26 protein-coding genes are annotated in these 25350 nt (G+C 27.9%); 5 read left to right on the top strand and 21 right to left on the bottom strand.

Going from position 1 to position 25350, the window contains the following annotated elements; translation table 11 throughout:
- Positions 1-20 precede the first annotated feature (20 nt).
- Positions 21-572 carry a helix-turn-helix domain-containing protein gene (locus IC758_RS06085; protein ID WP_227437623.1) on the top strand — a complete coding sequence of 184 codons (552 nt, stop codon included), beginning with the start codon at positions 21-23 and terminating at the stop codon, positions 570-572.
- Between the two features lie 302 nt (positions 573-874).
- On the opposite strand, the gene IC758_RS06080 is transcribed toward IC758_RS06085, so the two are convergent.
- The 4 genes from IC758_RS06080 to IC758_RS06065 form a co-directional block, all read right to left on the bottom strand.
- A complete protein-coding gene (locus IC758_RS06080; protein WP_227437625.1) occupies positions 875-1093 on the bottom strand; it encodes a hypothetical protein in 219 nt (72 codons plus the stop codon).
- Positions 1094-1377: 284 nt separating this feature from the next.
- Positions 1378-1536, bottom strand: coding sequence for a type I toxin-antitoxin system toxin (locus IC758_RS06075; protein WP_227437628.1), 159 nt, complete (start codon positions 1534-1536; stop codon positions 1378-1380).
- Between the two features lie 154 nt (positions 1537-1690).
- Entirely contained in the window at positions 1691-3118 is a 1428-nt protein-coding gene (locus IC758_RS06070) for a cell wall-binding repeat-containing protein (RefSeq protein ID WP_227437630.1), read from the bottom strand.
- Between the two features lie 242 nt (positions 3119-3360).
- Positions 3361-4173, bottom strand: a complete 813-nt coding sequence (locus IC758_RS06065) for an FxLYD domain-containing protein (RefSeq protein ID WP_227437631.1) — start codon at positions 4171-4173, stop codon at positions 3361-3363.
- A gap of 180 nt (positions 4174-4353) precedes the next feature.
- Between IC758_RS06065 and IC758_RS06060 the strand changes: the two genes are divergently transcribed.
- Positions 4354-5871, top strand: coding sequence for a recombinase family protein (locus tag IC758_RS06060; protein WP_227437633.1), 1518 nt, complete (start codon positions 4354-4356; stop codon positions 5869-5871).
- A 43-nt stretch (positions 5872-5914) separates the two neighbouring features.
- Positions 5915-6178, top strand: coding sequence for a sigma-70 family RNA polymerase sigma factor (locus tag IC758_RS06055; RefSeq protein ID WP_413927177.1), 264 nt, complete (start codon positions 5915-5917; stop codon positions 6176-6178).
- Positions 6179-6277: 99 nt separating this feature from the next.
- Here the strand turns inward: IC758_RS06055 and IC758_RS06050 are convergent, their stop codons facing one another.
- From IC758_RS06050 to IC758_RS05970, 17 genes are all read right to left on the bottom strand, one after another.
- Complete coding sequence (locus IC758_RS06050) at positions 6278-7942, bottom strand: peptidoglycan D,D-transpeptidase FtsI family protein (protein ID WP_227434149.1); 1665 nt, start codon at positions 7940-7942, stop codon at positions 6278-6280.
- Between the two features lie 71 nt (positions 7943-8013).
- Positions 8014-9261 (bottom strand): peptidase U32 family protein, encoded by a 1248-nt coding sequence (locus IC758_RS06045; protein ID WP_227434148.1) that lies wholly within the window; start codon positions 9259-9261, stop codon positions 8014-8016.
- Positions 9248-9922 carry an O-methyltransferase gene (locus IC758_RS06040; protein WP_227434147.1) on the bottom strand — a complete coding sequence of 225 codons (675 nt, stop codon included), beginning with the start codon at positions 9920-9922 and terminating at the stop codon, positions 9248-9250. The genes IC758_RS06045 and IC758_RS06040 overlap by 14 nt, the downstream gene beginning before the upstream one ends.
- 171 nt (positions 9923-10093) lie before the next feature.
- Positions 10094-11173 carry an endolytic transglycosylase MltG gene (mltG, locus tag IC758_RS06035; protein ID WP_227434146.1) on the bottom strand — a complete coding sequence of 360 codons (1080 nt, stop codon included), beginning with the start codon at positions 11171-11173 and terminating at the stop codon, positions 10094-10096.
- Between the two features lie 216 nt (positions 11174-11389).
- Positions 11390-12715 (bottom strand): pyrimidine-nucleoside phosphorylase, encoded by a 1326-nt coding sequence (locus IC758_RS06030; protein ID WP_227434145.1) that lies wholly within the window; start codon positions 12713-12715, stop codon positions 11390-11392.
- 178 nt (positions 12716-12893) lie between these two features.
- Complete coding sequence (locus tag IC758_RS06025; RefSeq protein ID WP_227434144.1) at positions 12894-13706, bottom strand: purine-nucleoside phosphorylase; 813 nt, start codon at positions 13704-13706, stop codon at positions 12894-12896.
- Between the two features lie 68 nt (positions 13707-13774).
- Positions 13775-14947, bottom strand: coding sequence for a phosphopentomutase (locus tag IC758_RS06020; protein WP_227434143.1), 1173 nt, complete (start codon positions 14945-14947; stop codon positions 13775-13777).
- 41 nt (positions 14948-14988) lie between these two features.
- Entirely contained in the window at positions 14989-15903 is a 915-nt protein-coding gene (locus IC758_RS06015) for a tyrosine-type recombinase/integrase (RefSeq protein WP_227434142.1), read from the bottom strand.
- An 11-nt stretch (positions 15904-15914) separates the two neighbouring features.
- Positions 15915-16520 carry a stage II sporulation protein M gene (locus IC758_RS06010; protein WP_227434141.1) on the bottom strand — a complete coding sequence of 202 codons (606 nt, stop codon included), beginning with the start codon at positions 16518-16520 and terminating at the stop codon, positions 15915-15917.
- A 68-nt stretch (positions 16521-16588) separates the two neighbouring features.
- Positions 16589-17125, bottom strand: a complete 537-nt coding sequence (locus IC758_RS06005) for an NUDIX hydrolase (protein ID WP_227434140.1) — start codon at positions 17123-17125, stop codon at positions 16589-16591.
- Between the two features lies 1 nt (position 17126).
- Positions 17127-18194 carry a DUF3866 family protein gene (locus IC758_RS06000; protein ID WP_227434139.1) on the bottom strand — a complete coding sequence of 356 codons (1068 nt, stop codon included), beginning with the start codon at positions 18192-18194 and terminating at the stop codon, positions 17127-17129.
- Between the two features lie 4 nt (positions 18195-18198).
- A complete protein-coding gene (locus tag IC758_RS05995) occupies positions 18199-19023 on the bottom strand; it encodes a glycosyl transferase (protein WP_227434138.1) in 825 nt (274 codons plus the stop codon).
- 7 nt (positions 19024-19030) lie between these two features.
- Entirely contained in the window at positions 19031-19723 is a 693-nt protein-coding gene (locus IC758_RS05990) for a glycosyltransferase family 2 protein (protein WP_227434137.1), read from the bottom strand.
- A 23-nt stretch (positions 19724-19746) separates the two neighbouring features.
- A complete protein-coding gene (locus tag IC758_RS05985) occupies positions 19747-20622 on the bottom strand; it encodes a copper transporter (protein ID WP_227434136.1) in 876 nt (291 codons plus the stop codon).
- A 17-nt stretch (positions 20623-20639) separates the two neighbouring features.
- Entirely contained in the window at positions 20640-21761 is a 1122-nt protein-coding gene (steA, locus tag IC758_RS05980) for a putative cytokinetic ring protein SteA (protein WP_227434135.1), read from the bottom strand.
- A gap of 408 nt (positions 21762-22169) precedes the next feature.
- Positions 22170-22994, bottom strand: a complete 825-nt coding sequence (spo0A, locus tag IC758_RS05975) for a sporulation transcription factor Spo0A (RefSeq protein ID WP_003424711.1) — start codon at positions 22992-22994, stop codon at positions 22170-22172.
- A gap of 141 nt (positions 22995-23135) precedes the next feature.
- Positions 23136-24197, bottom strand: a complete 1062-nt coding sequence (locus IC758_RS05970; RefSeq protein ID WP_227434134.1) for a SpoIVB peptidase S55 domain-containing protein — start codon at positions 24195-24197, stop codon at positions 23136-23138.
- A 160-nt stretch (positions 24198-24357) separates the two neighbouring features.
- Between IC758_RS05970 and IC758_RS05965 the strand changes: the two genes are divergently transcribed.
- Positions 24358-24798 (top strand): GNAT family N-acetyltransferase, encoded by a 441-nt coding sequence (locus tag IC758_RS05965; RefSeq protein WP_227434133.1) that lies wholly within the window; start codon positions 24358-24360, stop codon positions 24796-24798.
- A gap of 72 nt (positions 24799-24870) precedes the next feature.
- Positions 24871-25350, top strand: coding sequence for a GNAT family N-acetyltransferase (locus IC758_RS05960; protein ID WP_227434132.1), 480 nt, complete (start codon positions 24871-24873; stop codon positions 25348-25350).

Below are 25350 nucleotides of genomic sequence, written 5' to 3'. Positions count from 1 at the left end.
TTACAATTTAAGGAGTACATATGAGTATTAATACTATTATTGCAAAAAATTTAAATCGATTACGTAATGAACGTAATTTAAGTTTAGGTCAACTTGCTGAATTATCTGGTGTAAGTAAAGTAATGCTATCACAAATTGAAAAGGGTGATTCTAATCCTACAGTAAACACAATTTGGAAGATTGCAAATGGACTAAATGTACCATACACTGCAATACTTGACCAACCACAAGATAAAACTTTTATTGTTTCAAAATCTGACATAGATGTTCAAATTTCAGAAAGTGAAGACTATCGTCTTTATTGTTATTATCCTAATACACCAACTAGAAATTTTGAATTATTTCAAATGGAATTAGAGGAAGGTCACAGTTATACATCTATTGGTCATTCTGAAAAATCTCAAGAATATATTATGATTCTAGAAGGTCAGTTAGGATTAGAAGTAAATGATTCTGTTTATCAACTTAAAGAAAATGACTCTATCTGTTTTTCAGCCGAATCAACACATACATACCATAATCAAGGAAAAAAAACATTGAAAACAGTGATAATAAATTACTATCCAGTTTAAAGATATTGATTCAAAATTAGGATGATGATTTTCTCATATAAAAAGGTGAATCTTCATAGATATGATTTATCTTTTTTGTTTTCTTACACTCTTTTTCATAATTTATTGATGATGTTACATAAATATTATTGCTACCTAACTTCTAAAACCTTGAACTCCAATGAACTATTTTTTAACTGAATAACTAAGGCTCTAATTATTAGGTATTATATACTTTACAAAAATGTTATCAAAACTCTATGAAAATACTTGTCCAATTTCTTTACAGCGAAGTGCTAAGTATTAGCAACTTCTCTATTTTTTTAACTTTCAACTGTCTCAGCTTTTTTCATTGCTATATTAATAGCTATTTCTTTAGCTACAGCATCAAGTTCATTCCATCTTCTTTTGTTTTCTTCATCAGAGATACGTGGATATATTATATAAACTTCTGTATTTTGATTAGCTATGATTTTCTCATCATATTCTATATCTTTTTCAGCATCATATTTAAATGGTTTAAATTGTTGTAGTATTTTCACAATATCACCCCTTATTATAAAATATGAGGCTATAAACTTGTCTTATACTTAATATTTTAAGATGTATTTAATTTTAAAATTCTATATTAAAAAATTGAATATAATAAAATCAATGTAAAGTGTAGTTCATAAATAAAAATAGAGTAGTTTAACCTACTCTATCCTTCTCTAATTAATAAATATAAAATTATTATTTTTGAATATTTATACCAACTTGTGATATAATAAAAGCAAGAAGAACTACAATCTATTTAGCAGTAGAGTGGAGTTCATCATAAATGATATTATTTGAATTTATGGAATTTGATTTTTAAATCAAACTCCCAACCACTCTTAGTGCCAGCTTTGAGTGGTTTTTTACATTTTCTAAATAACTTACTTATTAAGTAAACTATATAGCTAGCTAGAATACTAGCTAATATGCTCAGTAAAAAATTATCCATACATAATCACCTCCCTCCATTTTTGTTGGGAGGATAATCTTTTGTTTGTATGAACTCCACTCTATAAATTGTAGATTACATCTTCTTGCTAAAAATATTATAACATAATTTGGTAATCTATCTAATAAAAAATGTACACTTAGATATTCTAATTTTAGTTATAAATTTTTCCAGTTTTTATATCTATAAAAAACCAGCCAAAAGTTCCATTGCTATTTTTTGAATTGATTTTAACAGCATAAACATTACCACTATATATATCATCTCTAAAATCTATCATATCAACTATTAAGTTATTGATATTGATTTTATGTCTCTTCGCACATTCTTTTAATGCTATCTGTTTTGCTTGTTCCTCTGTTATACTTTCTTTATTTTTATAATCATCAGGATTACATACTTTCATATTACCATTAACATCATATGTATAAACTTTACTCATATCATTTTTTTCTACACAATATCTAACATCACCCTCTGCGCCTTGTTTGATATAAGCAAATGCATAGTACTCTTTTCCTGAAAAAGCAAAGTTTTTATCTAGTATAAATATTAAATCTTCATCTTCTGAATAATTAGGTTCATAGTAAAACTTATTTACACCTAACAATTTTTTTACTGCATTAGCAGCATCTTCTACTTTATATTGTCTTCCAGTATTAGAATCTCCTATATTTTTTGTCACATTTAAACACTGTTGTAATATACTATCACTCAAATTTCCTATAGCAGTTAATTTAGTTGTACTTTTCAATACACTTTTATTACTATCATTATCAACTAACACAATAGCATTATTTTTAGCAATAGTAGAGCCAACAAGCGCATACACTAAATCAGTACCACTTGCTATATAAAATTCTTTTACTCCACTATAAAATTTATTTATTATTTTTTCATTAGTATCATATCTATCAGTCCCGCCCAATCTAGTTGAATTAGTATCATTAACTAGTTTGTCATTCATTGATGAATTGCCACCTATTACATAACTTTCCACACCAGTTGTATTAAATGATACACTTTTTCCATCAGTTAATACTATAGCTGCTTTATCTCTAACAGCTACAGGTGCAGCACTCATTGCATCAGGTTCTCCTTTAAAAGCATTAGTCAATATTACTTTATTTACTTTGTTAATTGAATTTATTTCTTTTGCAACATCATAGCTTGTCTTAATTCTATCACTACCTTGAAGTCTTTTAATCTCTATCCCTTTATCTTTTAGAACAGTTTCTGTTGCTTTATCAATAGAGTTTTCTCCTCCGATTATATATACTTTTTTTGCCTTTTCTACTCTTTTAAGTGTAGCATTTGGTATACTATTTTTCTTAGTTAAAAGAATAGGTGCATTTGTACTACCTGCAAGCCCACTTGCAGATAATCCATCTGCCATTGTACTATCTGCATTAATCAGTATAGCTGTTGTATAGTTTTGCTTATCTGCGATAAGTCCAGCAGTTTCATATTTATCTACACCTTTAATTGTATCAATCTTATCAAGTGCATTTGCAGATATAGGGCAACTAGCAATAAACATAGATAAAGATAACCCTATTGTTAATAATTTTTTAATTTTCATAATATCTTCCCCTCCTAAATATTTTCACTTAAATTATATAACACTTTATAGAAAAAAGTTGTCATAAATTAGGAAAATTATTACTTAATATAAATATTAACTAAATTAACATTGATTATTATACATCCTTTTCATGTAGCTGAATTAATATAAAATAGTTATATAGTCTTACTAAAAATAGACTAAAAATCTATCCTCTTAAATTAGCTAATACTTTCTATATATTTTTAGATATAAATTATCTATTCAGTTATACTATAATTGTTTGCAGAATAATGAGGCGTCCACTCTATTTTTTCAAAATCCTTATCTGTATTAAACTCAAGTCTAACTTTTTGACCTTTCTTCCAAGTTCCATTTACTGATGTTGATGTTTGTGTCTCAATTATTACACCATCTTTGTCTATTAAATTTATATCTAAGTAAAAGTCTTGAAGATCTAAATCACCTGTATTTTCTACAGTAGCTTGATAAGTCTTCCAATCATATTCATCTTTTACTTTTTCAAATTTTATACCTTTTACCATAGCATCAATTTTTTCTTTTGAATCGTTTTCTTCATTTACAACTTGTGCATTGTCTTTTAATACCTTAAACTCTTTTTCATCTACTTTCAAACCAAACTTGTCAACTAAAGTCAACAATATTGTACTTCTCTCATTATAAGGCTTTTCCCAAAGTTCTGAAAACTTCAATGGGTCGTTTGAATAATATTTTATGGCTTCCTTTGAATCTTCAAGAGCTTTTATATAATCTTTTGCCAATTTACCAAGTTCTGGGCTGTCAAACTCAGCATCTTTATATTTTGATACAGCATCCATTTCTGCTTCTACAAATTTTTCATAAGCTTCATTCTGCTCTAAGTTTAATGTTCCAGCTTCTTCTTTAGATGCCAAATCCCATCTTTTTTTTAAACCTTTTCCTAAATCCTCGATAAATTGCTTGTCCTTACCTTTGCTTTCATCTTTTGAATCTCCCCCACTAGAGCATGCTACCACAGAAACTGATAACATAATTATCATAAACAAGCCTAGTATTTTTTTGAAATTACACATATAATTCCCCCTTAAAAATTGTTTTCAATTGAATTATACTATATTTACCTACTGAATGCTGTCGATTCATGCGAAATTTTCATACTATTTTTACAATTATATCAAGTTTTAATTATCATAAATTATACCCTTATATACTTAATATAATATATAATATATTCAAGGAGTGTGATTATTTATATGAGTGTTGCTATATACTTAAGAAAATCTCGTGCTGATGAAGAGGCAGAAAAACAAGGAGAATTTGAAACTTTAAGTAGACATAAATCAACCCTACTAAAACTAGCAAAAGAACAAAACTTGGATGTATCTGAGATAAAAGAAGAGCTAGTTTCTGGTGAAAGTATAATACATAGACCTAAAATGATTGAACTCCTAAAGGAAGTTGAAGAAAATAAATACGATTCCGTCTTAGTTATGGACTTAGACAGACTTGGTCGTGGGGATATGAAAGACCAAGGTATAATATTAGAAACTTTTAAAGAAAGTAAAACCAAAATTATAACACCTAGAAAAACATATGACCTAACAGATGAATTTGATGAAGAATATTCAGAATTTGAAGCCTTTATGGCAAGAAAAGAGCTAAAACTTATATCTAGACGTATGCAAAGAGGAAGAATAAAATCAGTTGAAGAAGGTAATTTCATAGGAACTTCTGCTCCATTTGGATATGATGCTGTAACAACAGGCAGAAAAGAAAGAATACTTATACCAAATAATGATGCTGATGTAGTTAGGACTATCTTTGACTTATATATTAATGAGGATATGGGTTGTAGTAAAATATCAAAATATCTAAATAACTTGGGCATTAAAACTGCTACAGGTGCTAACTGGTATAACTCTGCAATCACAAATATAATAAAAAATAAAGTTTATTGTGGATATATTCAATGGCAAAAAAAGGACTATAAAAAATCTAAAAATCCAAACAAAATAAAAACAGTTAAGCTAAGACCTAAAGATGAATGGATTGAGGCAAAAGGAAAGCATGAACCTTTAATAAGTGAATTAACATGGAAAAAGGCTCAAACTATACTCAAAAAAAATGGTCACATCAGCTATGGTAATCAAATAAAAAATCCACTTGCAGGAATAATAATTTGCAAAAACTGTGGTAGACCATTAGTACATAGACCATATGCAGACCACGACTATATAATTTGTTATCATCCTGGTTGTAATAAAAGTTCTCGCTTTGAATTTATTGAAGCTGCCATTTTAAAATCTTTGGAAGACACTGTAAAAAAATATCAATTAAAAGCATCTGATATAGACTTAGATAAAAATAATAAAGACAGCAATATAGAATTTCAAAAGCGAGTATTAAAAAGCTTAGAAACTGAATTAAAAGAATTGAGTAAGCAAAAAAATAAGTTATATGATTTATTGGAGCGAGGAATATATGATGAAGATACATTTATTGAAAGGTCTAATAATATAAGTTCAAGAACTGAGGAAATTAAAGATTCAATCAAGACAGTAAAAAATAAATTAAATACTGTTAAAAAAGATAATGCTAAAATGATAGAAGATATTAAAACTGTACTATCACTTTACCACGATTCAGATTTACTTGGAAAAAATAAACTCCTAAAATCTGTAATTGATAAAGCAGTTTATTACAAATCTAAAGAACAAAAACTAGATTCTTTTGAATTAATGGTTCATTTGAAATTACATGAAGACCAGTAATACCAATAACATATAAAGAGTAGTATGTAATGAAATAAGTCTTTTGGATATACTTGGTACAGATGTCAACTATGTTCTTGACGAAGTTGAGTTAAAAGTTCAAGTTGGAAAACTATATGAACAACTTAACAAAATCCTTACTCCTAGAGAAAGAGAAATTGTCCAGTTAAGATACGGGTTAACTCCTTATGGGTATAAAACTCAAAGAGAAATAGCACAAAGACTTGATATCTCTAGATCATATGTGTCCAGAATCGAAAAAAAAGCTCTTAAAAAACTAGAAAAAGAGCTTGTTCAAGAAAATTAATATTATATTTTTAGAAGGATATATCGTATAACATTAGACAAAACAACTTGCCTAAAAATTAAAATTACGATATATCCTTAAATTTTATAATACATGACTTTATTTTATACTTTCACATATTTCTTTAAATATAGGTATTGCTGATTTACTTTCCTTTTGAGTTCCTTCTACTAGCACAGTTATTACATACTTAGGTCTTTTCTCTGGATAAAATCCAGTTATCCAACCATGATCTATTGGCTTTTTATTCAGACTACTTTGAGCTGTACCAGTTTTTACCCCACATCCTCCTTCTAAATCCTTTAGGACTTTAGCTGTTCCAACTTTAGAAACAGATTTCATAATTTCTTTTACTTGTGTGCATACATAAGGAGAAATAATTTCTTCTTTTTTTGAAGACTTATAGGTTTTTACTGTCTCCATATCATTATTTACAAGACTTTTATATAAATATAATGGTTCAAATGTTCCATTATTAGCTATTATCTGGGTCATTTGATTTATTTGGAGTGGTGTAAATTCTATATTTTCTTGACCTATAGCTAAATTACGTATTGATATATTTTTTGGAGCTTCTCTAATTCGTTCTTCATCAAGACCAATATCAACCTTTTCAAATAAATGTAATTTTTCAGCAGATTTTAATATCTTCTCTTTACCAACTTTCATTGCTATATCTAAAAATGCTGGATTACATGAATTAGAAAAAGTTTGCTGTAAGGATTGAAGACCATGTCCATCTAGTTTATTGCATCGCAATATTTCATTACTATTTCCAACTTTAGTTTTACCTTTGCAATTATAGGTATAATTCTCATCTACAACTCCATTTTCAAGCGCAGAAAATAGCACTACCATCTTAAACACAGAACCTGGCGGATATGTCGATTTTATGACTCTATTCTCAAATTCTCCATTTTTACTCTTTAAACTCTTTGCTATGTTATTTTGGTCAAAATTAGGTCTAGAACACATAGCAAGAATTTCACCTGTAGATACGTCTGAAATCACTGCTGCTGTTGGATTTTCTTCTTTATTTAGTATTTGCTCTAAATTTTTTTGAATATCATAATCAATAGTAGTTTTTAAATGTTTATCTTTATCTTTTTCATCAATTGTTTTTACACTTCCCTTTAAAATATTTAGAGATTTTTCGTTTCCCGCATCTCCTGCTTTAAAGGCACTTATATATTTTTCATTTGAGTTTCTAAGCACACTATCCATACTTTTTTCTATCCCCAATTGACCTGATTTATCATCATCTTTTATATAACCTATTGTATGTGATAATAAACCATCCTGTGAATATCGCATAGTCTTTTCTTCTAACATTATACCATTCTTCTCAAGTTGTTTTTTCATGCTCTTATCAATATTTTCGGTCTGAATTTGTATTATAGGATGTGCCAATTGTTCTTGTATAATTTTATATATTTCCAAATCATCCATCTTCGTAGCCTTCTTAACAAGTTCCAGTATTTTATAGTTGTTATTTAATTTTTCTTTCTCAACAACTAAAATCTGAACTTTACTTGTATCTGTAAGTTTCTTATTATTTCTATCATAAATTATGCCTCGTCCACTATTTAACTCTACTTTCTCAACACTCTGAGATTCAACATTTTTTTTGTACTTATCACCTTTTAATACCTGTATATCAACTAGCCTATATATTAAACCACTATAAATTATTAAAATTATAGTAAATATATACCAGCTTCTCTTTCCCACTTTTTTAAAAAATGGAGTCTTTTTTTTTGACATGAAATCACCCCTTAGATAATTTCATTATTGACAATTTCTAAGGGGCTAATACTATTTTTATTAAATTTTTATTACTCTTCAACTTTTTCTTCTATAACTTTTCTAAGCATATAATCTTTCTCAACTTTTACAGATAGTTTTAACTTAACTATCTGTCTAGGGTGAGGAGCTGATTCTATAGGCTCTCCTTCTTCGTTGTACATTTTTTCTATTTTAGTAAACATAGTTTCTTTATAAGGTCCCATAACTTCTATTTCATCACCAACACACATTTTATTTCTCTGTTCAACTACAATAAGCCCATTTTCATCCTCTGTCTCTCTAACTATACCTATAAAATCATAGTTTCTAACATATGATGCTGATTGATAATTTTGGTCTTCTGTTGTTGGCTTATTCAAGTAAAAACCTGATGTGAAATGTCTATGACTCCCTTTCTTCAACTCTTCCATCCACATAGGATTAAATTTCCAGTTCTCAGGGTCCTTATAAAATTCATCTATTGCCATTCTATATGCTCTTACAACTGTTGCTACGTAATACGATGTCTTCATTCTTCCTTCTATTTTTAAGCTTGTTATACCAGATTTAATTAATTCTGGTATGTATTCTATCATACACAAATCTTTTGAGTTAAAAAAGAATGTACCTCTTTCATCCTCATATATAGGGAAATATTCACCAGGTCTTTTTTCTTCAACTAAATGATATTGCCATCTGCAAGATTGAGCACAAGAACCTTTGTTTGCATCTCTTCCAGTCATATAATTACTTATCAAACATCTTCCTGAGTAAGAGATACACATAGCTCCATGCATAAAAGCTTCTATATCCATATCTAAAGGTGTTTTAGCTCTTATTTCAGATATTTCATCAAATGATAATTCTCTTGCCACTACAACTCTTTTTATTCCATGTTCATACCAAAAATTGGCACTAAGATAATTAGTTGTATTTGCTTGTGTACTTAAATGTATTTCCATATTTGGAATTACTTTTTTAATTACACTAAGAACACCTGGGTCAGCTATTATAACTGCATCTATTCCTATCTCTTCTAACTCCAATAAATAAGCTTCTAATTGTAGGAAATCTTCATTGTGAGGTATTATATTTACTGTTACAAAGACTTTCTTCCCTCTCTCATGTGCAAAAGCTACACCTTCTGCCATATCTTCTTTACTAAAGTTTTTTGCAGCAGACCTCATTCCAAAGATTTCTCCACCTATATAGACAGCGTCTGCTCCATATGTTATAGCTATTTTTAATCTCTCCAAATCACCTGCTGGAGCTAAAAGTTCAACTTTATTTAATTCCATCTACGTCACCTCTTTTACTTTCTTTATAACTTAATGCCACACCATCTCCGATTGGTATCAATGATGTACTCAAATAATCACAATTACATATATAATCTAAATAATTTCTCATTCTTTTTACTATGGTTTTCTTTCTTCTTACAACAAAATCATCATGTGCAACCATTCCTTTATATAAAATATTATCAGAAACTAATAGTCCACCATCTTTTAGCTTATCTATAACTAAATCAAAAAATAGCTTGTATTGACCTTTTGCTGCATCTATAAATATAAGGTCAAATTCACCTTGGATTTGACTCAATTTTTCTTCTGCATCTCCTTCTAGTATAGTTATGTTATTTTCAAATCCAGCTAATTTTATATTTTCTTTTGCTTTTTCTATCATTTTTTCGCTTCTTTCAACAGTTATTATATCTGCACCTTTTCCTATGATTGTTGCAAAGAAAATAGAAGAATAACCAATTGCACATCCTACTTCTAAAACTCTTTTCGGCTTTTGAATCTTTAATAAAACTTTTAACAAGTCTGAAACTTCTTTGTGTATTATAGGAACACTATTTTCTTCAGCATAAATTTCCAAATCTTTTAAAAGTCCTTCTTTTTCTTTTAATGTTACTCTTATATAATCTTCAACCAAGTCATTAACTATATTACTCATAAAAACACTCCCTAAAATAATAAACATCAAAATTTTGTCTTAATTTATTATTTTTTAAATTCATATTGCTCTGTATATTTACACTTTCTTTATTATAAATCTAAGAATAACAATTTTCAATAAAAAAGCCCAACATTATTCTTACCCTGTTAGACTTTTTATAATCATTGTTTATTTTGTGGTATTTTCATTATTTGTTGTTTTTGTATCTTTACCTTGTTTATCTCTCGCTTCCTTGTACTCTTTAACATATTTTAAATGGTCTTGATAGTTTGTACTATAGTTATTTCCTCCATCAATCTTTGCTACAAAATACAAGTAATCTGTTTTATCTGGATAAAGTGCTGCCTCAATAGATTTTATACCAGGATTTGATATTGGTGTAGGAGGTAATCCTTTATTTTTGTAACTATTATATGGTGAATCAATTTTTAAATCATTATAAGTTACAATTTTCTTTCTTTCTTCAAATATATATTGTATTGTTGCATCTGATTGAAGAGGCATACCTACTTTAAGTCTATTGTAAAATACACTTGCAATTATTGGTCTATCTTTATCAAGTACAGCTTCTTTTTCAATTATTGAAGCCATCTCCATTACTTCTTGAAGAGTCATCTTTGATTCTTTTTGTTTCTTTTTAAATTTGTCTGTATATTTACTATCAAATACGTTTAACATTTCATTTAAAATATCTTCCTCTGATTGTTTCTTTGAATTAAAATAATATGTTTCTGGATACAAAAATCCCTCTAAAGAAGTTATTCCATCTTCTTTTAAGAATGTAAACTTGTCATAAAACTCTTGAGGTTTTTTTATTAGATTTTCAAAGGTAGTTTTATCTCCTAAGTTTTTATTTACTAATATTGATATAATTTCTTTAGATGTAGACCCTTCTGGAATAGTTACTTTTACACCATCATGATATATTTTTCCTGAAGCTAAAAGGCTTATTATATCATTATTTGAATACGATTGATTAAGTAAATATGTTCCTGATTTTATAGATGGTGCCTTATTACTTATTTTTACTATCAATTTAAACAATAATTCATTTTTTATTAATTTATTTTCATATAGTGTGTCAGATATTTTTCCAACTGATGCTCCACTTGGAATGTCAATAATTACATCTTCTTTGTTATTTTTGTCATAAGGACCTATTTGCATAGACACAAATATACCTACCACAACAATTAAAATAACAACTATTAATGCTACTATTTTCAATCTATTTTTTTTAAAATTCATAATATAATCTACTCCTTATGTATATTTGTCCATTTTCTATTATAAAACTAAGCACTGTAATTTTCAATCATCTTGTCGAATAAACTTATTTATATTATAAAAAAATACTTTAAAATATATTTTTATTATTATATATTTAATACTTCTCAAACTTTTCAAAAAAATAAAAAACCTAACACTATTTTTAACATGTTAGGCTTTTTATAATCACTTTTTCTAAAATTTTTTAATTTCATCTTTAGTTACAATACCATATACTAATTTATTTTTTTCTATTTCTTCATCTACAATAGAATATGAATTGACGAATCTATCCTTTGCTAATGTAAGTTTTTTCTCATCATCATAGTGCATATGTGCTAAAACTTCACCCTTTTTTACATAATCTCCAACTTTTTTTTCTAAAATTATTCCTGCTGATAAATCTAAAATATCATCTTTAGTTTCTCTACCAGCTCCAAGAATCATAGCTGATATGCCTATATCTTCTGCCTTAATCTTACTTATATACCCAGATTTATCTGATTTGATTGGATACTTATACTTTGATTCTTTAAATAGAGAATAATCATCAACTATATCTTTATTTCCACCTTGATTTTCTATGAACTCTTTAAGTTTATCTATAGCTCTACCAGATTTTATTGATTCTTGTATCTTTTCAATACCATCATTAAAGTTACATGCAACTTTTGCTAAAACCAGCATATATGCTCCTAAAACTTCACATAATTCAACAAGGTCTTTTGGTCCATTTCCTTTTAAGGTTTCAATTGCTTCTATAACCTCTAAAGAGTTCCCAACAGCAAAGCCTAGAGGTTCATCCATATCTGTCACAATTCCTATGGTATCTTTATTCATACCAACACCTATATCAACCATAGCTTTTGCCAATTCAAAAGACTCCTCTAAAGTCTTCATAAATGCCCCATTTCCAGTTTTCACATCTAATACGATTGCATCAGCTCCGGAAGCTAGCTTTTTAGACATTACACTAGATGCTATCAATGATATATTGTCTACAGTTGCTGTAACATCCCTAAGAGCATAGATTTTTTTATCTGCAATTGCTACCTTTGCACTTTGACCACAAACTGCTATTTTATGCTTGTTTACAGAATCAATAAATTTATTTATATCCATTTCTGTAGAAAAACCTGGTATAGCTTCCAATTTATCAATAGTTCCTCCAGTATGTCCGAGACCTCTTCCAGACATTTTTGCAACTGGTGCTCCACATGAAGCAACTAAAGGAATAAGAGCTATTGTAGTCTTATCTCCGACACCACCTGTACTGTGTTTATCTACTTTTATACCCTCGATATCTGAAAGCTCTATCATATCACCAGAGTGCATCATTGCCTCTGTAAGATATACAGTTTCTTGTCTATTCATCTTATTTAAATAAATAGACATTAATAGTGCAGAAGCTTGATAGTCAGGTATATCTCCTTTAGAATAGTTTTCTATAAAGTAATTTATCTCTTCTTTGCTAAGTTCTAAATTATCTCTCTTTTTTTTTATAATATCATACATTCTCATACTTGAAATCTCCATTCTAACCTGTAATAATGTAAATAAATTTATAAACATATTTATATATTATAATATTATAAAAAACTGTCTCTTATTAGAAATACTTTTCTATATCAAGACAGCTCCTTATTAATTATTTTCAAATTGTACATTATCTATTTTATAATAAATTTACTTAAATCCTCTATAAATTCTTAACTGTACTCTTAACTAAGTTCAAAAACTCTGATTTGACTTTTTGAGTAGTTTGTATAACTTCTTCATGACTTAATGGTTGATTTAAGATACCAGCAGCCATATTAGTTATACAAGATATACCAATAACATCAATATTAGAATGTGCTGCTACTATAACTTCTGGAACTGTTGACATTCCAACTGCATCAGCCCCCAATATTTGAGCCATTCTTACTTCTGCTGGTGTTTCATAATTGGGTCCACTAAAGAACATATATACACCTTCTTTTACATCTATATTGTATTCTTTAGCACACTCTTTAACTATATCTATATATTTACATGAATATGCATCTGACATATCTGGAAATCTATCTCCAAGTCTATCATCATTTTTTCCTACTAATGGATTACTACCACTAAAATTTATATGGTCTCTTATAATCATCAAATCCCCTGGTTTAAATTGCTTATTTACACCACCAGCAGCATTAGTTACTACAATAATTTCGACTCCAAGAGCTTTCATAACTCTAACTGGAAAAGTGGCTTCTTTTTGAGAATAACCTTCATAGTAATGAAATCTTCCTTGCATAGCAATTACTTCTTTTCCTGCAAGCTTTCCAATAACAAGTTGCCCAGCATGTCCTTCTACTGTTGAAACAGGGAAATTTGGAATTTCGCTATATTTAATTATGACAGAATCTTCTATATCATTTGCTAAATCACCAAGCCCAGAACCTAATATTAGACCAACTTTAGGCTTTATATTAATTTTAGAATTTATAAATTTACTACTTTGTTCTATCTTTTCAAACATTCCAATCCCTCCATTCATTCTATTAAGATAATTTTTATTAGCTTATATATTTATCTTCTATTTAATATTTAAAATAAATCTTTTTTAAAACTCGTTCCATGTTTAGGCAGTTTTACATCCAATATATCTGCAACAGTTGCTCCAATATCAGCAAAAGTATCTTTTATTCCTAAATTAAATCCTTTTTTAATCTTACTACCATAAATCATTACTGGAATATATTCTCTTGTATGGTCTGTACCTTTATATGTTGGGTCATTTCCATGGTCTGCATTAATTATAAGAATATCATCTTCCCTCATATTGCTCATTATCTCAGGAAGCCTATTATCAAACTCTTCAAGTGCTTTCTTATATCCTTCTGGGTCTCTTCTATGACCATATTTTGAATCAAAATCAACAAGGTTTGAATATATCAAGCCTTTATTATCTTGTTTCATATATTTTAAAGTTTCATCTACTCCATCCATATTACTTTTAGTATGAATAGCTTCTGTAATTCCTTTACCATTAAAAATATCTTCTATTTTTCCAACAGCTAATACTTCAAGACCTGATTCTTTTATATTATCAAGTACAGTTGGTTCAAATGGGTCCAGTGAATAATCTCTTCTATTTGAAGTTCTAACAAATTCACCTGTTTTTTTACCTATAAATGGTCTGGCAATTACTCTAGCCACTGCATTATCACCCATCATTATTTCTCTAGCTATTTTACACATACTATACAACTCTTCTAGTGGAATCACCTCTTCATTAGCTGCTATTTGAAATACACTATCAGCTGAAGTATATACTATTACATCTCCAGTTTTTATTTGATGTTCTCCATATTCATCAATTATCACAGTCCCTGAAGCTGGCTTATTTCCTACTACTTTTCTTCCAGTTTTTTTCTCAAACTCTTCTATAATTTCTTTTGAAAATCCATGTTCAAATGTTTTAAAAGGTTTATCAACTATTATCCCAGTCATTTCCCAGTGACCAGTAGTAGTATCTTTTCCTTGAGACATTTCTTTACATTTTCCAAAGCATCCTATTGGCTCTTTTTCATCTTCAAAAAAATCTACACCATCTATATTTCCTATACCTAATTTTCTCATATTAGGAATTTGTATTTCTGGATATTCTTTAAATATATTTCCAAGAGTACTTACATCCTTACTGTCTCCAAAATTTTCAGCATCAGGTAATGCTCCTATTCCAACACTATCAATTACAATCCAAATTACTCTGCTCATATAAATATGCTCCTTTTAAATTATAAAATTTGCTATATAGTCTATTTAGCTTCTACTTTTTGTAACTCTATATCAATATCATTTCTAGGATGTTTTTCTTTTATTTCTCTTCTCACGTTTTTATCTATGTGGTTTAAATATACTTGTAAACTAGACAAATTAACATTTCCTAAGATTTTACTTACAACAGCAATGTTAGCACCTTCATTCAAAAGATGAATAGCAAATGAATGTCTAAGCATTGTAGGATTTATGTTTTTATCTATATTAGCTAAATTAGAATATTTTTTTATAACTTTCCAAAGACCTTGTCGTGTGAATCTTTGTCCTAATGAACTTACAAATAATGACTTTTCACCTTCTACAGCTATTTTAGGTCTTGCTTCTTTTAAATATTTCTCTAAATAAAGTTTTGTAATATCACAAAGAGGTATCACTCTTTGGCTTTTACAGCATGAACTACAATATATATAGTCAATATCCAAGTCAACATCGTCTACATTCATATCTACTAGCTCTGATACTTTTATACCTGTACCATATAATACTTCAAAAATAGCCTTGTCCCTAATTAATTTAGGTGTTGTTAACTTAGGAAAATTTAATAATCTTTCAATTTCTTCTTCTGTAAGTATATTTATATTTTCTTTTTTTACCTTAGGTTTTTTTATATCCTTTGCAGGATTATTTGTACATACATGATTTAAAAATAAATAATCATGAAAAGATTTTATAGATGATATCATCCTTGCTATTGTAGCTATTGATACATTATCTTTTTCCAACTTTATTAAATAACTTATAATATCATTTTCTACTATATCTACTAGTTTAATGCTTTTTTGATTTATATATTCCATATATTTTTTTATATCCATAAAGTATGATGCCACTGTGTTCTCTGATAATTTTTTTTTATCTTTTATGTAATCTATATATCCCTCTATAATATCCATTATAAACTCCTTTATTTAACTAGGAACTTAATAATACCAATACTTACAGTATTTAATATTAATTGCAACCCCAATGATAGTGCTATTATAATTATAATATTTAGTATGTACCTCTTAATTAAAAACTGCATATTTCTTCTATTTTTCTTTTTAAATTCATAAACCATCTCTTTAAAATAGCTTAAACTAATTAATGTTAATATGATTGCACATGGAATAATAATCAAATTTTTAAATAATATTATCAAAATCATTTTTGCACTCTTAAATTTTAATGCCAATATAAAACTATTTATTGTATATCCAATTGACATTCCCTTTAATACAAAAATTACTAATACTGCTGGAATTGTTACTACAAATAGACTTAATAGAGCTATCGAGCCCATAAAGATTGTATCTGACTTTAAATTTTGTAGAACGGTATCTTTTACATTTATATTCAGATTATAATACTCTACAGCAGGATTTATATTGTTTAATATATTATCATTAGAACCTGGTAATATTTTATTTATATAGGACCCAATAACAATAGACATCATAAACAACAATCCTATAATAATTATTTGTCTATTTAATTCTCTAAAATCATTTTTTCTATATGTTTTTCTCAATTTTATTCCCCCTTGTCCTTTATAAAATAATATGCTGTAGGACAAGGGGTTATTCATTTTTATAAATATTAATTTTTAAACATATCTTTTACTAATAATAATCCAATAGAAGTTTTTGCATCTTCAACATCATTTTTTAATACCATATTATAGGCTTCTTCAAGTTCAACTTCGTAAACATCTAAAAATTCATCTGCATCTAGATTATTTTCTCCTGGAGTAAGACCTGTTGCCAAATATACAAACATTATCTCATTAGAAAAACCTGCTGAAGTGAAAAATTTATGTATTAGCTTAATATTTTTTGCACTATAACCAGTTTCTTCTTTTAGCTCCCTCTCAGCACATTCTTTAGGACTTTCATTTTTTTCTAGCTTACCAGCTGGAATTTCAAAAATTGGTTTTTCTATAGGTTTTCTAAATTGCTTCACTAATACAACTTTATTATCATCTGTAATTGCAACTATTCCTACTGCACCACCAACTTCTACTAATTCCCTCTTTTGATATCCTTGTCCTGGAATTTCAACAGTATCGACCTTTAAAGTAATTACCTTACCTGTATAAACTCTATCACTACTAATAGTTTTTTCTTCTAATACCATCTTAAACCTCCATTAAGTAATATGCTGCTGTACTTGCAGCTTTGAAAAATGCCTCATCTTGCTCATAATTTCTTCCCATACTTTTTACTTTTAGATTAAAATAGTCTAAATCCTCTTTCGTTTTATTATTATCTATATAAATTATATTATGCTTTTTATCTAAACCACTAGTTTTAACTTGTTCTTTTATAAATTTTAATTTTTCATCATCATATATAGTTATTGGTATATCTATATTTACATTTACAATTTCTTCAAATACAGTCATACTGTGATGTGAAATACCTTGATGCCTTTCTCGTTTGTCAGCAAAACTAATTCTTGGAATTGCTATTGCTTGTCCTCCAAGCTTTATTACAGCATCAAGAATTGGACCTTGTTCAATTCCTGTAAATCCATATTTAGTACCTGTACCAGCAATTCCTGGTCCCATACTTACAAATACTACATCGGCTTTTAATATTTCTTTTGCTGTAATCAATGCAGTGTATATATTTATACACTCATAGTCTCCCCCAAATGCATTTCCTATAGTTATTGTACTATCTATTAATTTTTTTTCTTTTAAAGTATCTACATTTTTACTTAAATAAATTGGAAGAGATGCTCCATCAGTCATTATATATACTAGTTTCTTATTAGGGTTATTTCTTTTAAATGAAGCTACAAATGGAGTTAACATACTATGAAGAGTTCCTACTACAACAGGAAGGCCTTCTAACTCTGTAAAATCATCAAATTTATCATGATAAATGCTTTCTTGTTCCTCAACAGCGTCTACCTTTATTTGAAGTGGTGTATATCTAAGTTTCATTATATGACCACCTTCAATTAAACTAGATTCCAAATTATTTAAATTAGTTATTACAAAATGGTATCCACCAGTTCCTAGACTTAGTTCTACTGCTGTTGTATTTAAAACTACTTCATCCCCTATATCTACTACTCCAGACAGTTTTGGATAATTGTATGCTCTTTGTATTTCTCCATTTATATTTACTCTTATATCATCCAACGTTTCAGTTTGACTTACAATTGACTCAACAATCCCCACTCTTTTGCTTATCATAATGCTACCTTCCCAACTTATCTATAAAATTTAATAATTTATTTTTTTCTATTATTTTAGTCAATGAGTATTTTTCGGTAAATATATGCATAATAACTACAAATATTAACCATCCCAGTCTGATATTAAATGGATATCCAAAAGAAATTAGAATTCCAATAGACATTCCAAGAACATTTGAACCAGTATCTCCCATCATTGCTCTTGCCTTTAAATCATAATTAAAGTATGCAAGTACATTTGGAACTATAAGCAGTGGAAGAACTTGAACAAATCCTGTCAATGTTAAAAATACAATCACCATTATAAATAAATATGCTTTTATTGCTCTTCCTGGTCTTAAATCTAAAAGATTCATTAAATTGGTTGATAGAGCTATTATTAATGTATTTACTATTATATCTATTATGTCTTTTGATATAGACACAGAAACTATAAGTCCTACAAATCCACCAAACAACGCCTTAAAGCCTCCAGTTGTAAGACTTCCTTTAAATAAACTTTTAAAGTGACCTTTTAGACCACTTACATTTCTATTTCCAATAATATCGTCTAGTATTCCTGCAAAAAACATGGATATCATACCAAACATAAACATAAATATATATGCTAAATCTCTATATTCTGTAGTAAAAAATGCAAGTATTATTCCATTAATCACAAGCATAGGTAAAAATACAATTCCCATACTTACTGGTATCATATCTTTTTTGTAGTTTGGTCTAAGTATATTTCCATTTATCAATAAATTTTTAAATAGTGGTATTGCAGCATAGGTTCCAAATAATCCTGTTAATAATAAAATGGTATAAAGTATATAATCTTTCACTAAGATACTACCTCCATTCTTTCTTTTTTTGTCCTAAAACCTTTTTTATATGATAATACTGCTTGCCTCTATGAATAAATCCTTTTAAATTTCTGCCAGTTTCATTATGAGTCATGTTTACTAATACTTCTTTAATTTTAAAACCATACTTTAGTATATCAATCGTCATTCCAACTTCAACACCATATCCAAAAGGTATTTCATCAAATTTTTCTAAAACTTCTCTTTTAAATATTCTTTGACCTGACAGAGTTGCATCTAGTTCAACTCCTGTCATCTCAAAAACAGAATTTTTAGCTAAACCTTTTACAAATCCCAGACCTCCTTTTTTCTTTGCAGGAGGAAACTTTGCTATAGTAACATCAGCTTCACCATTTAATATTGGTACAATTAATTTTTCAATTTCTTTAGCCGAACTACCTAGATCTCCATCCAAAAATCCTATAATATTTGCGCTTTTCATTGATACTTTAAGCCCATAGTTTAAAGCATATCCTTTACCTCTGTTTTTATCTAACTTAAAAAATTTAATTTTTTCATTCTTTAATTCAGATACAACCTTAGCAGTATTATCTGTTGAACCATCATCTACAACTACTATTTCATTTATTTCTTTAATTCCAACTATACTTTCTAATGTATAGTTTATTCTACTTTCTTCATTATAAGCTGGTATTATTATACTTATATAAGAATCCATTTTTTCTCTCCTTAAAATTATTTCTATTTTATAGATGGCAACAATGAAGTTGCAGTATCTAATCTACCAAAATTACCAACTATATTACCTTGTTGTAAAAGCATAGCTAGAGATACACTTCCTACACCTTCATCAATATTATCTATAGTTGCAACTTTATTTTTAGAATATAATTCTACATAAGAAGTTTTAACTCCTGTATTTTGAACTTCTACTAAATATTTATTTTCTGATTTTATTTTTGAAACTACAAATTTTTCTATTTTGTCAAATTGTTTTGTATTATCTTTTGCATCATTTCCACCAGCTATTACAACAGATTCATATTTTAGATATGTGTCACCAATAGAGTTAAATTTTATTACATCTAGTTCTTGAAGATATGTCAAAATGTCACTTGCATCTTCCTTTTTCAAGGTATCAATTATATAATTAACTGCATCATTTGTATTTTTAATTTCTGTACCTAATTTACTTGAGATTTCTTTTAATTTTTCTGGATTTGTTATATTTTCTTTTAACACTATGTTAAATGCAACACTACCATTAGATTTGTTTATTATATCTTCTATATTTTTTGTATAATCATCATTTTCATTAGCTGATATTATTCCTATACTTTTTCCACTTAATGAACCAATTAAAACCTTGTCCACATTTTTATTTATAAAATTAATTGCTTCTTCATAATCTTTATTTACCTTTGCTAAATCTACATCAAGTTTATCATTTTTTTCTTTTAAAATATTAAATTTATCATCCAAGTCATTTATTATATTTGCTTGCTGCTCGCTTAATTGTTGATTATTATTTAAATTAAATCCTACTAACATGCCTATACCCAAAGCTATAAATATAGCCCCAATAGTGACTATATAATATTTCATATTAATATGCATATTTATCCTCCTAAAATTTACATCTGTAATAATACCTTAAATTTCAATTGCATTAACTGTATAAATTGTTGAACTCCTGGTGACAATGATGCAACTACCAACACAGGAAATAATGCTGTTGCTATTAACGCCCATATGTACTTTATCTTTAGCTTACTTCTATATAACAAGTTAACTCCTTTAGCATCTATAAGCTTAGAACCTATCTTTAGTCTAACTAAAAAAGTACTTGCCATTCCCTTTCTTCCTTTTTCAAGGAAATCAATCATATTTGAATGTGTCCCCACTGCTACTATTAACTCTGCTTTATACTCATACGCAATAAGCATAGCTATATCTTCACTAGTTCCTGGTGCAGGAAATACAACTGCATCCAAACCTAGTTCTTGAACTCTCTTAAGACCTGGTGCTCTACCATCTGTATAAGCATGTACTACTATTTCACTAGCTTTTTTTAAAGCTTCATCGCTTACACTATCCATATCTCCCACAATTACATCTGGAGTATATCCAAACTCAATTAAAGCATCTGCGCCTCCATCAACACCAACTAGAACAGGTTTTACCTCTTCTATGTATGAAAGCATTGTACTTAAATCCTCTTTATAGTCCTGACCTCTTACAACTATTAATACATGCTTATTTGCATAATTAGTTTGTACTTTTGGAATTTCTACTTCACCAAGTATAAATCCTTTTTCTTTTTTAGCATAATCTATAGTATTGTCTATAAATCTATCTAATTCTACGGCTAAGTTTTCATAAGCAGCCTTTATTTGATATGAAACTTCATACTTATCTAAAACTTCACCTGCACCTAAAAATTCTCCTTCTCTATATATCTTTCCATCTATAACTTCTATAGTCTGTCCTTCTTTTAATTCTTCAAATAATTCTTCTCCAATATTATCAATTATCAAGATATTATTCTCAGTCAATATTCCTGGACCTTTATTAGGATATCTACCACTTATAGAAGGAGCCGCATTTATGACAAGTTTTATTTTGGCTTCTACCAAAGAGTTTGCAGCAACTTCATCTATGTCTATATGATTTATAACTGCTATTTCCCCACTTTCAACTCTTTTAGCAAGCTTTTTAGTTTTTCGATCTACTTTTATAGGGGCCTCGACTCTCATTTTTAAACCTCCACTATCATTATTAAAATCACATTATATTATAGCATTACTTAAGAATAAAATAAATGTTTTAAGTTGGTCTTACATCTTTAATCATTATAACACTATATTTTATGATTTTTTTATTTAATACTTTTTGTAATATACTTTAAAAATTAATGTTTCGACTTGTTAAAGTATATTTTTATATTAAAAAACAAATCAACATTAATCTACAACTGACAAAGGTACATAATATGGCCATATTATAATAAAATTATATTAAATAAATAATAAAGAAAAAATAAAGCTTTTATTATATATTAAAACAGCAAAACGGTATAACCCTATTGGTTATACCGTTTTGCTGTTTGTAATGCATATTTATTGCCAATACCTTCATTAAAAGGTCTTACTTTTTCTGTCTATTTATTTAACCATACTATGTTCTAATCTTAATTTATCAGCAATCATTGCTATAAATTCTGAATTAGTTGGTTTTCCTTTAGTATTGTGTACCGTATATCCAAATAATTGATTTATTGTGTCAACTTTGCCTCTACTCCATGCAACTTCTATGGCATGTCTTATTGCTCTCTCAACTCTACTTGGTGTTGTATTGAATTTTTTAGCTATACTTGGATATAACTCTTTTGTTACTGCACCTAAAAGTTCAACATTATCAATGACCATTTTTATAGCTTCTCTTAGATATAAATACCCTTTTATATGAGCTGGTACTCCTATTTCGTGTATTATATTTGTGATTTCTGTTTCTATATTACCTACATTTTTAACGAAATCACTTCTTGTCATTTGAGTTTCTTGAACTGGTCTAGGCTTTGGCTCTACTTGAGTAACTCTATTAGAAACTAGTTCTCTAATTCTGTTTATAAACACAACAAAATCAAACGGCTTTACTATGTAGTAATCTGCTCCTAGATTTATTGCGCTTTGAGTTATCTTATCTTGACCTACTGCTGATAGTACTATTATTTTTGGCATTTTAGGTATATCCATAGTATTTAATTTTTCAATTACACCTAATCCATCCAGATGTGGCATTATTACGTCTAATATTAATAAATCTGGTTGTGTCTTTTTTACTAAATCTAATGCTTCAATCCCATCTTTAGCTATGCCTAATATATCGATATCATCCTCATTAGACAAATACTCTTTTAATACCTGACAAAAATCCTTATTGTCATCTGCTAAAACTATTTTGATTTTTTCCACTAAAAATCCCCCCATTAAAAAACATCTTCTTATTACAGAAAACTAAACTTTTTACACAAATTGTTCCTAATTATCTACTCTAAAGCATATTCGACACTTCAAAATTATATTCCTCCTAGATAAGTGATAAAATAATAAATTTTTTTAATGCCTCACCTACAATTTTATCATTTCATCTATAAAAATACCATATCCTTTTTTCGGATTATCTCTAAAAACATGAGTTATTGCACCAATAATTTTATTATTTTGTATTATTGGAGCCCCACTCATCCCTTGTACAATCCCCCCTGTGTATTCCAATAACTTATCATCTACAACTTTTATTACCATATCTCTATAATTTCCTTTATCATATACTATACTTTCTATTTTTATATCATAGCTTGTTATATTTTTGTTTTTGTCTTCAAAAAGAATTATTGCATCCCCTATTTTTACATCTTGAGGTCTTCCAACTTCGATTAATTGTAATTCTTTATTTGCTAAATTAAATTCTTTATTTTGTTTTTCTGTAATATTACCACTTATACCTAATTTTGAGTTATTCGAAAAATTTCCCATCAGATTACTATCATTAAAATCACCTTTTATTCTGCCTACTTTTTCATTACTAGCTTTTAATATTTTTAGTTTTTCTGGTTTATATATATACCCTTGCTTAATCTTTAATAGTTCATTAGTGTCCGAATCTTTTATAGCATGACCAATTGCTTTAAATTTTTCCATATTAGGGTCATAAAAAGTCATAGTTCCAATTCCAGATATCTTATCTCTCACCCATAATCCAAGTTTATAATTACCATTTTCTTTTTTAGTTTCTATTGTCTCTGTTTTATATTTATTTTTTCTTTCAAAAGTCACTTCTACTTTACTTTTTTTAGCTTCATTTAAAATTTTTGATACATCCTGACTATCTTTTATTTTTTTATTATCTATTTTTACTATATTGTCGCCAATCTGTATGCCTCCAATATAATCTACATCCTCTTCCTCATATCCTAAAACCAATACACCATCTGTATTTGCTTTCACTCCAATTATATTTCCAAGTGGATATACATATTTTTTATCATGATTCTTAATTGTAAAAGTTTCTATTGGGGTCTCCTTATTCATATTACAATTTTTATTTTGAAAAATTATAACCATCATAAAAATCGATACAGCTCCTAATATTATCCAAATATTTTTGAAATTCTTATTTATTTTGTTCATATATTCATCTACTCCTATGCTGTATTATTATGTATTTATAATTCCTTTTTCGTAAAAATTTATTCATTTAAAAACCTCGTTGTATATCTTACTAAGTGCTTTTTATCCTATAATATGGTAGTATTATATTGTGGTAAAAAGTTTGAAGGGCGGTAATATTTTGAAATTAAATGTAAGAATTGCAGATATAAATAATTGGCATGATTTAGTTAATTTGTCTGTAGATAAAAATCAATTAGATTATATAGAAAGCAATGCACTTTCTATTGCTGAGTCTAAGTTTATAACAGCTTGGATACCTGTTGGAATATATGATGACAATATACTGATAGGATTTGCTATGTACGGTCGCCTAGAAGATGACAGAGTTTGGCTTGATAGATTCATGATTGACTCAAAGTATCAAGGTAAAGGATATGGAAAAGCATCCTTAGATTTCCTTATAAATCATCTTAAAAATGAATATAATTGCAATGAGTTATACCTTAGTATATTCGATAACAACAAAATGGCTATTGGACTTTACAAAAGCTTTGGATTTGAGTTTAATGGAGAACTTGACTATGGTGGAGAAAAGGTCATGGTATTAAAATCTAATTGATATTAATAAAAATATATATCTATCAAGGAGGTGAAATCATTATATAAATATATTTATATAATGATAAATAAAATGACTCAAAATGTAATTTTAAAATTTGTTGAAGCAAATGATTTAGAAAATCTTGAAAATGTAAAGATTTTATTCACTGAATACTCAAATTCATTGAATATAGATTTATGTTTCCAGGACTTTAATAATGAATTAAAAACACTTCCAGGAAAGTATAAAAAACCTTCAGGCTCATTAATACTAGCATTTGTTGATGAAAATTTAGCAGGTTGTGTTGCATTAAAAAAACTTGAAGATGATGTATGTGAATTAAAAAGGTTATATGTAAGAGATAAATTTAGAGGACTTAAAATAGGAAAAATATTATTAGAAGAAATCGTAAAAGAAGCCAAAAAGATTGGATATACATATATGAGACTAGATACTCTTCCAAGCATGAAAAGCGCTCAAGGTTTATACGAAAAAATTGGTTTTTATGATATAAATCCTTATACTTATAATCCAATTGAAGGGGCTAGATATATGGAGCTAAAATTATAA

The organism is Clostridioides sp. ES-W-0016-02 (genome assembly GCF_020641035.1).
Classification (GTDB): Bacteria; Bacillota; Clostridia; order Peptostreptococcales; family Peptostreptococcaceae; genus Clostridioides.
This window is presented reverse-complemented; position numbering and strand designations above follow the sequence as displayed.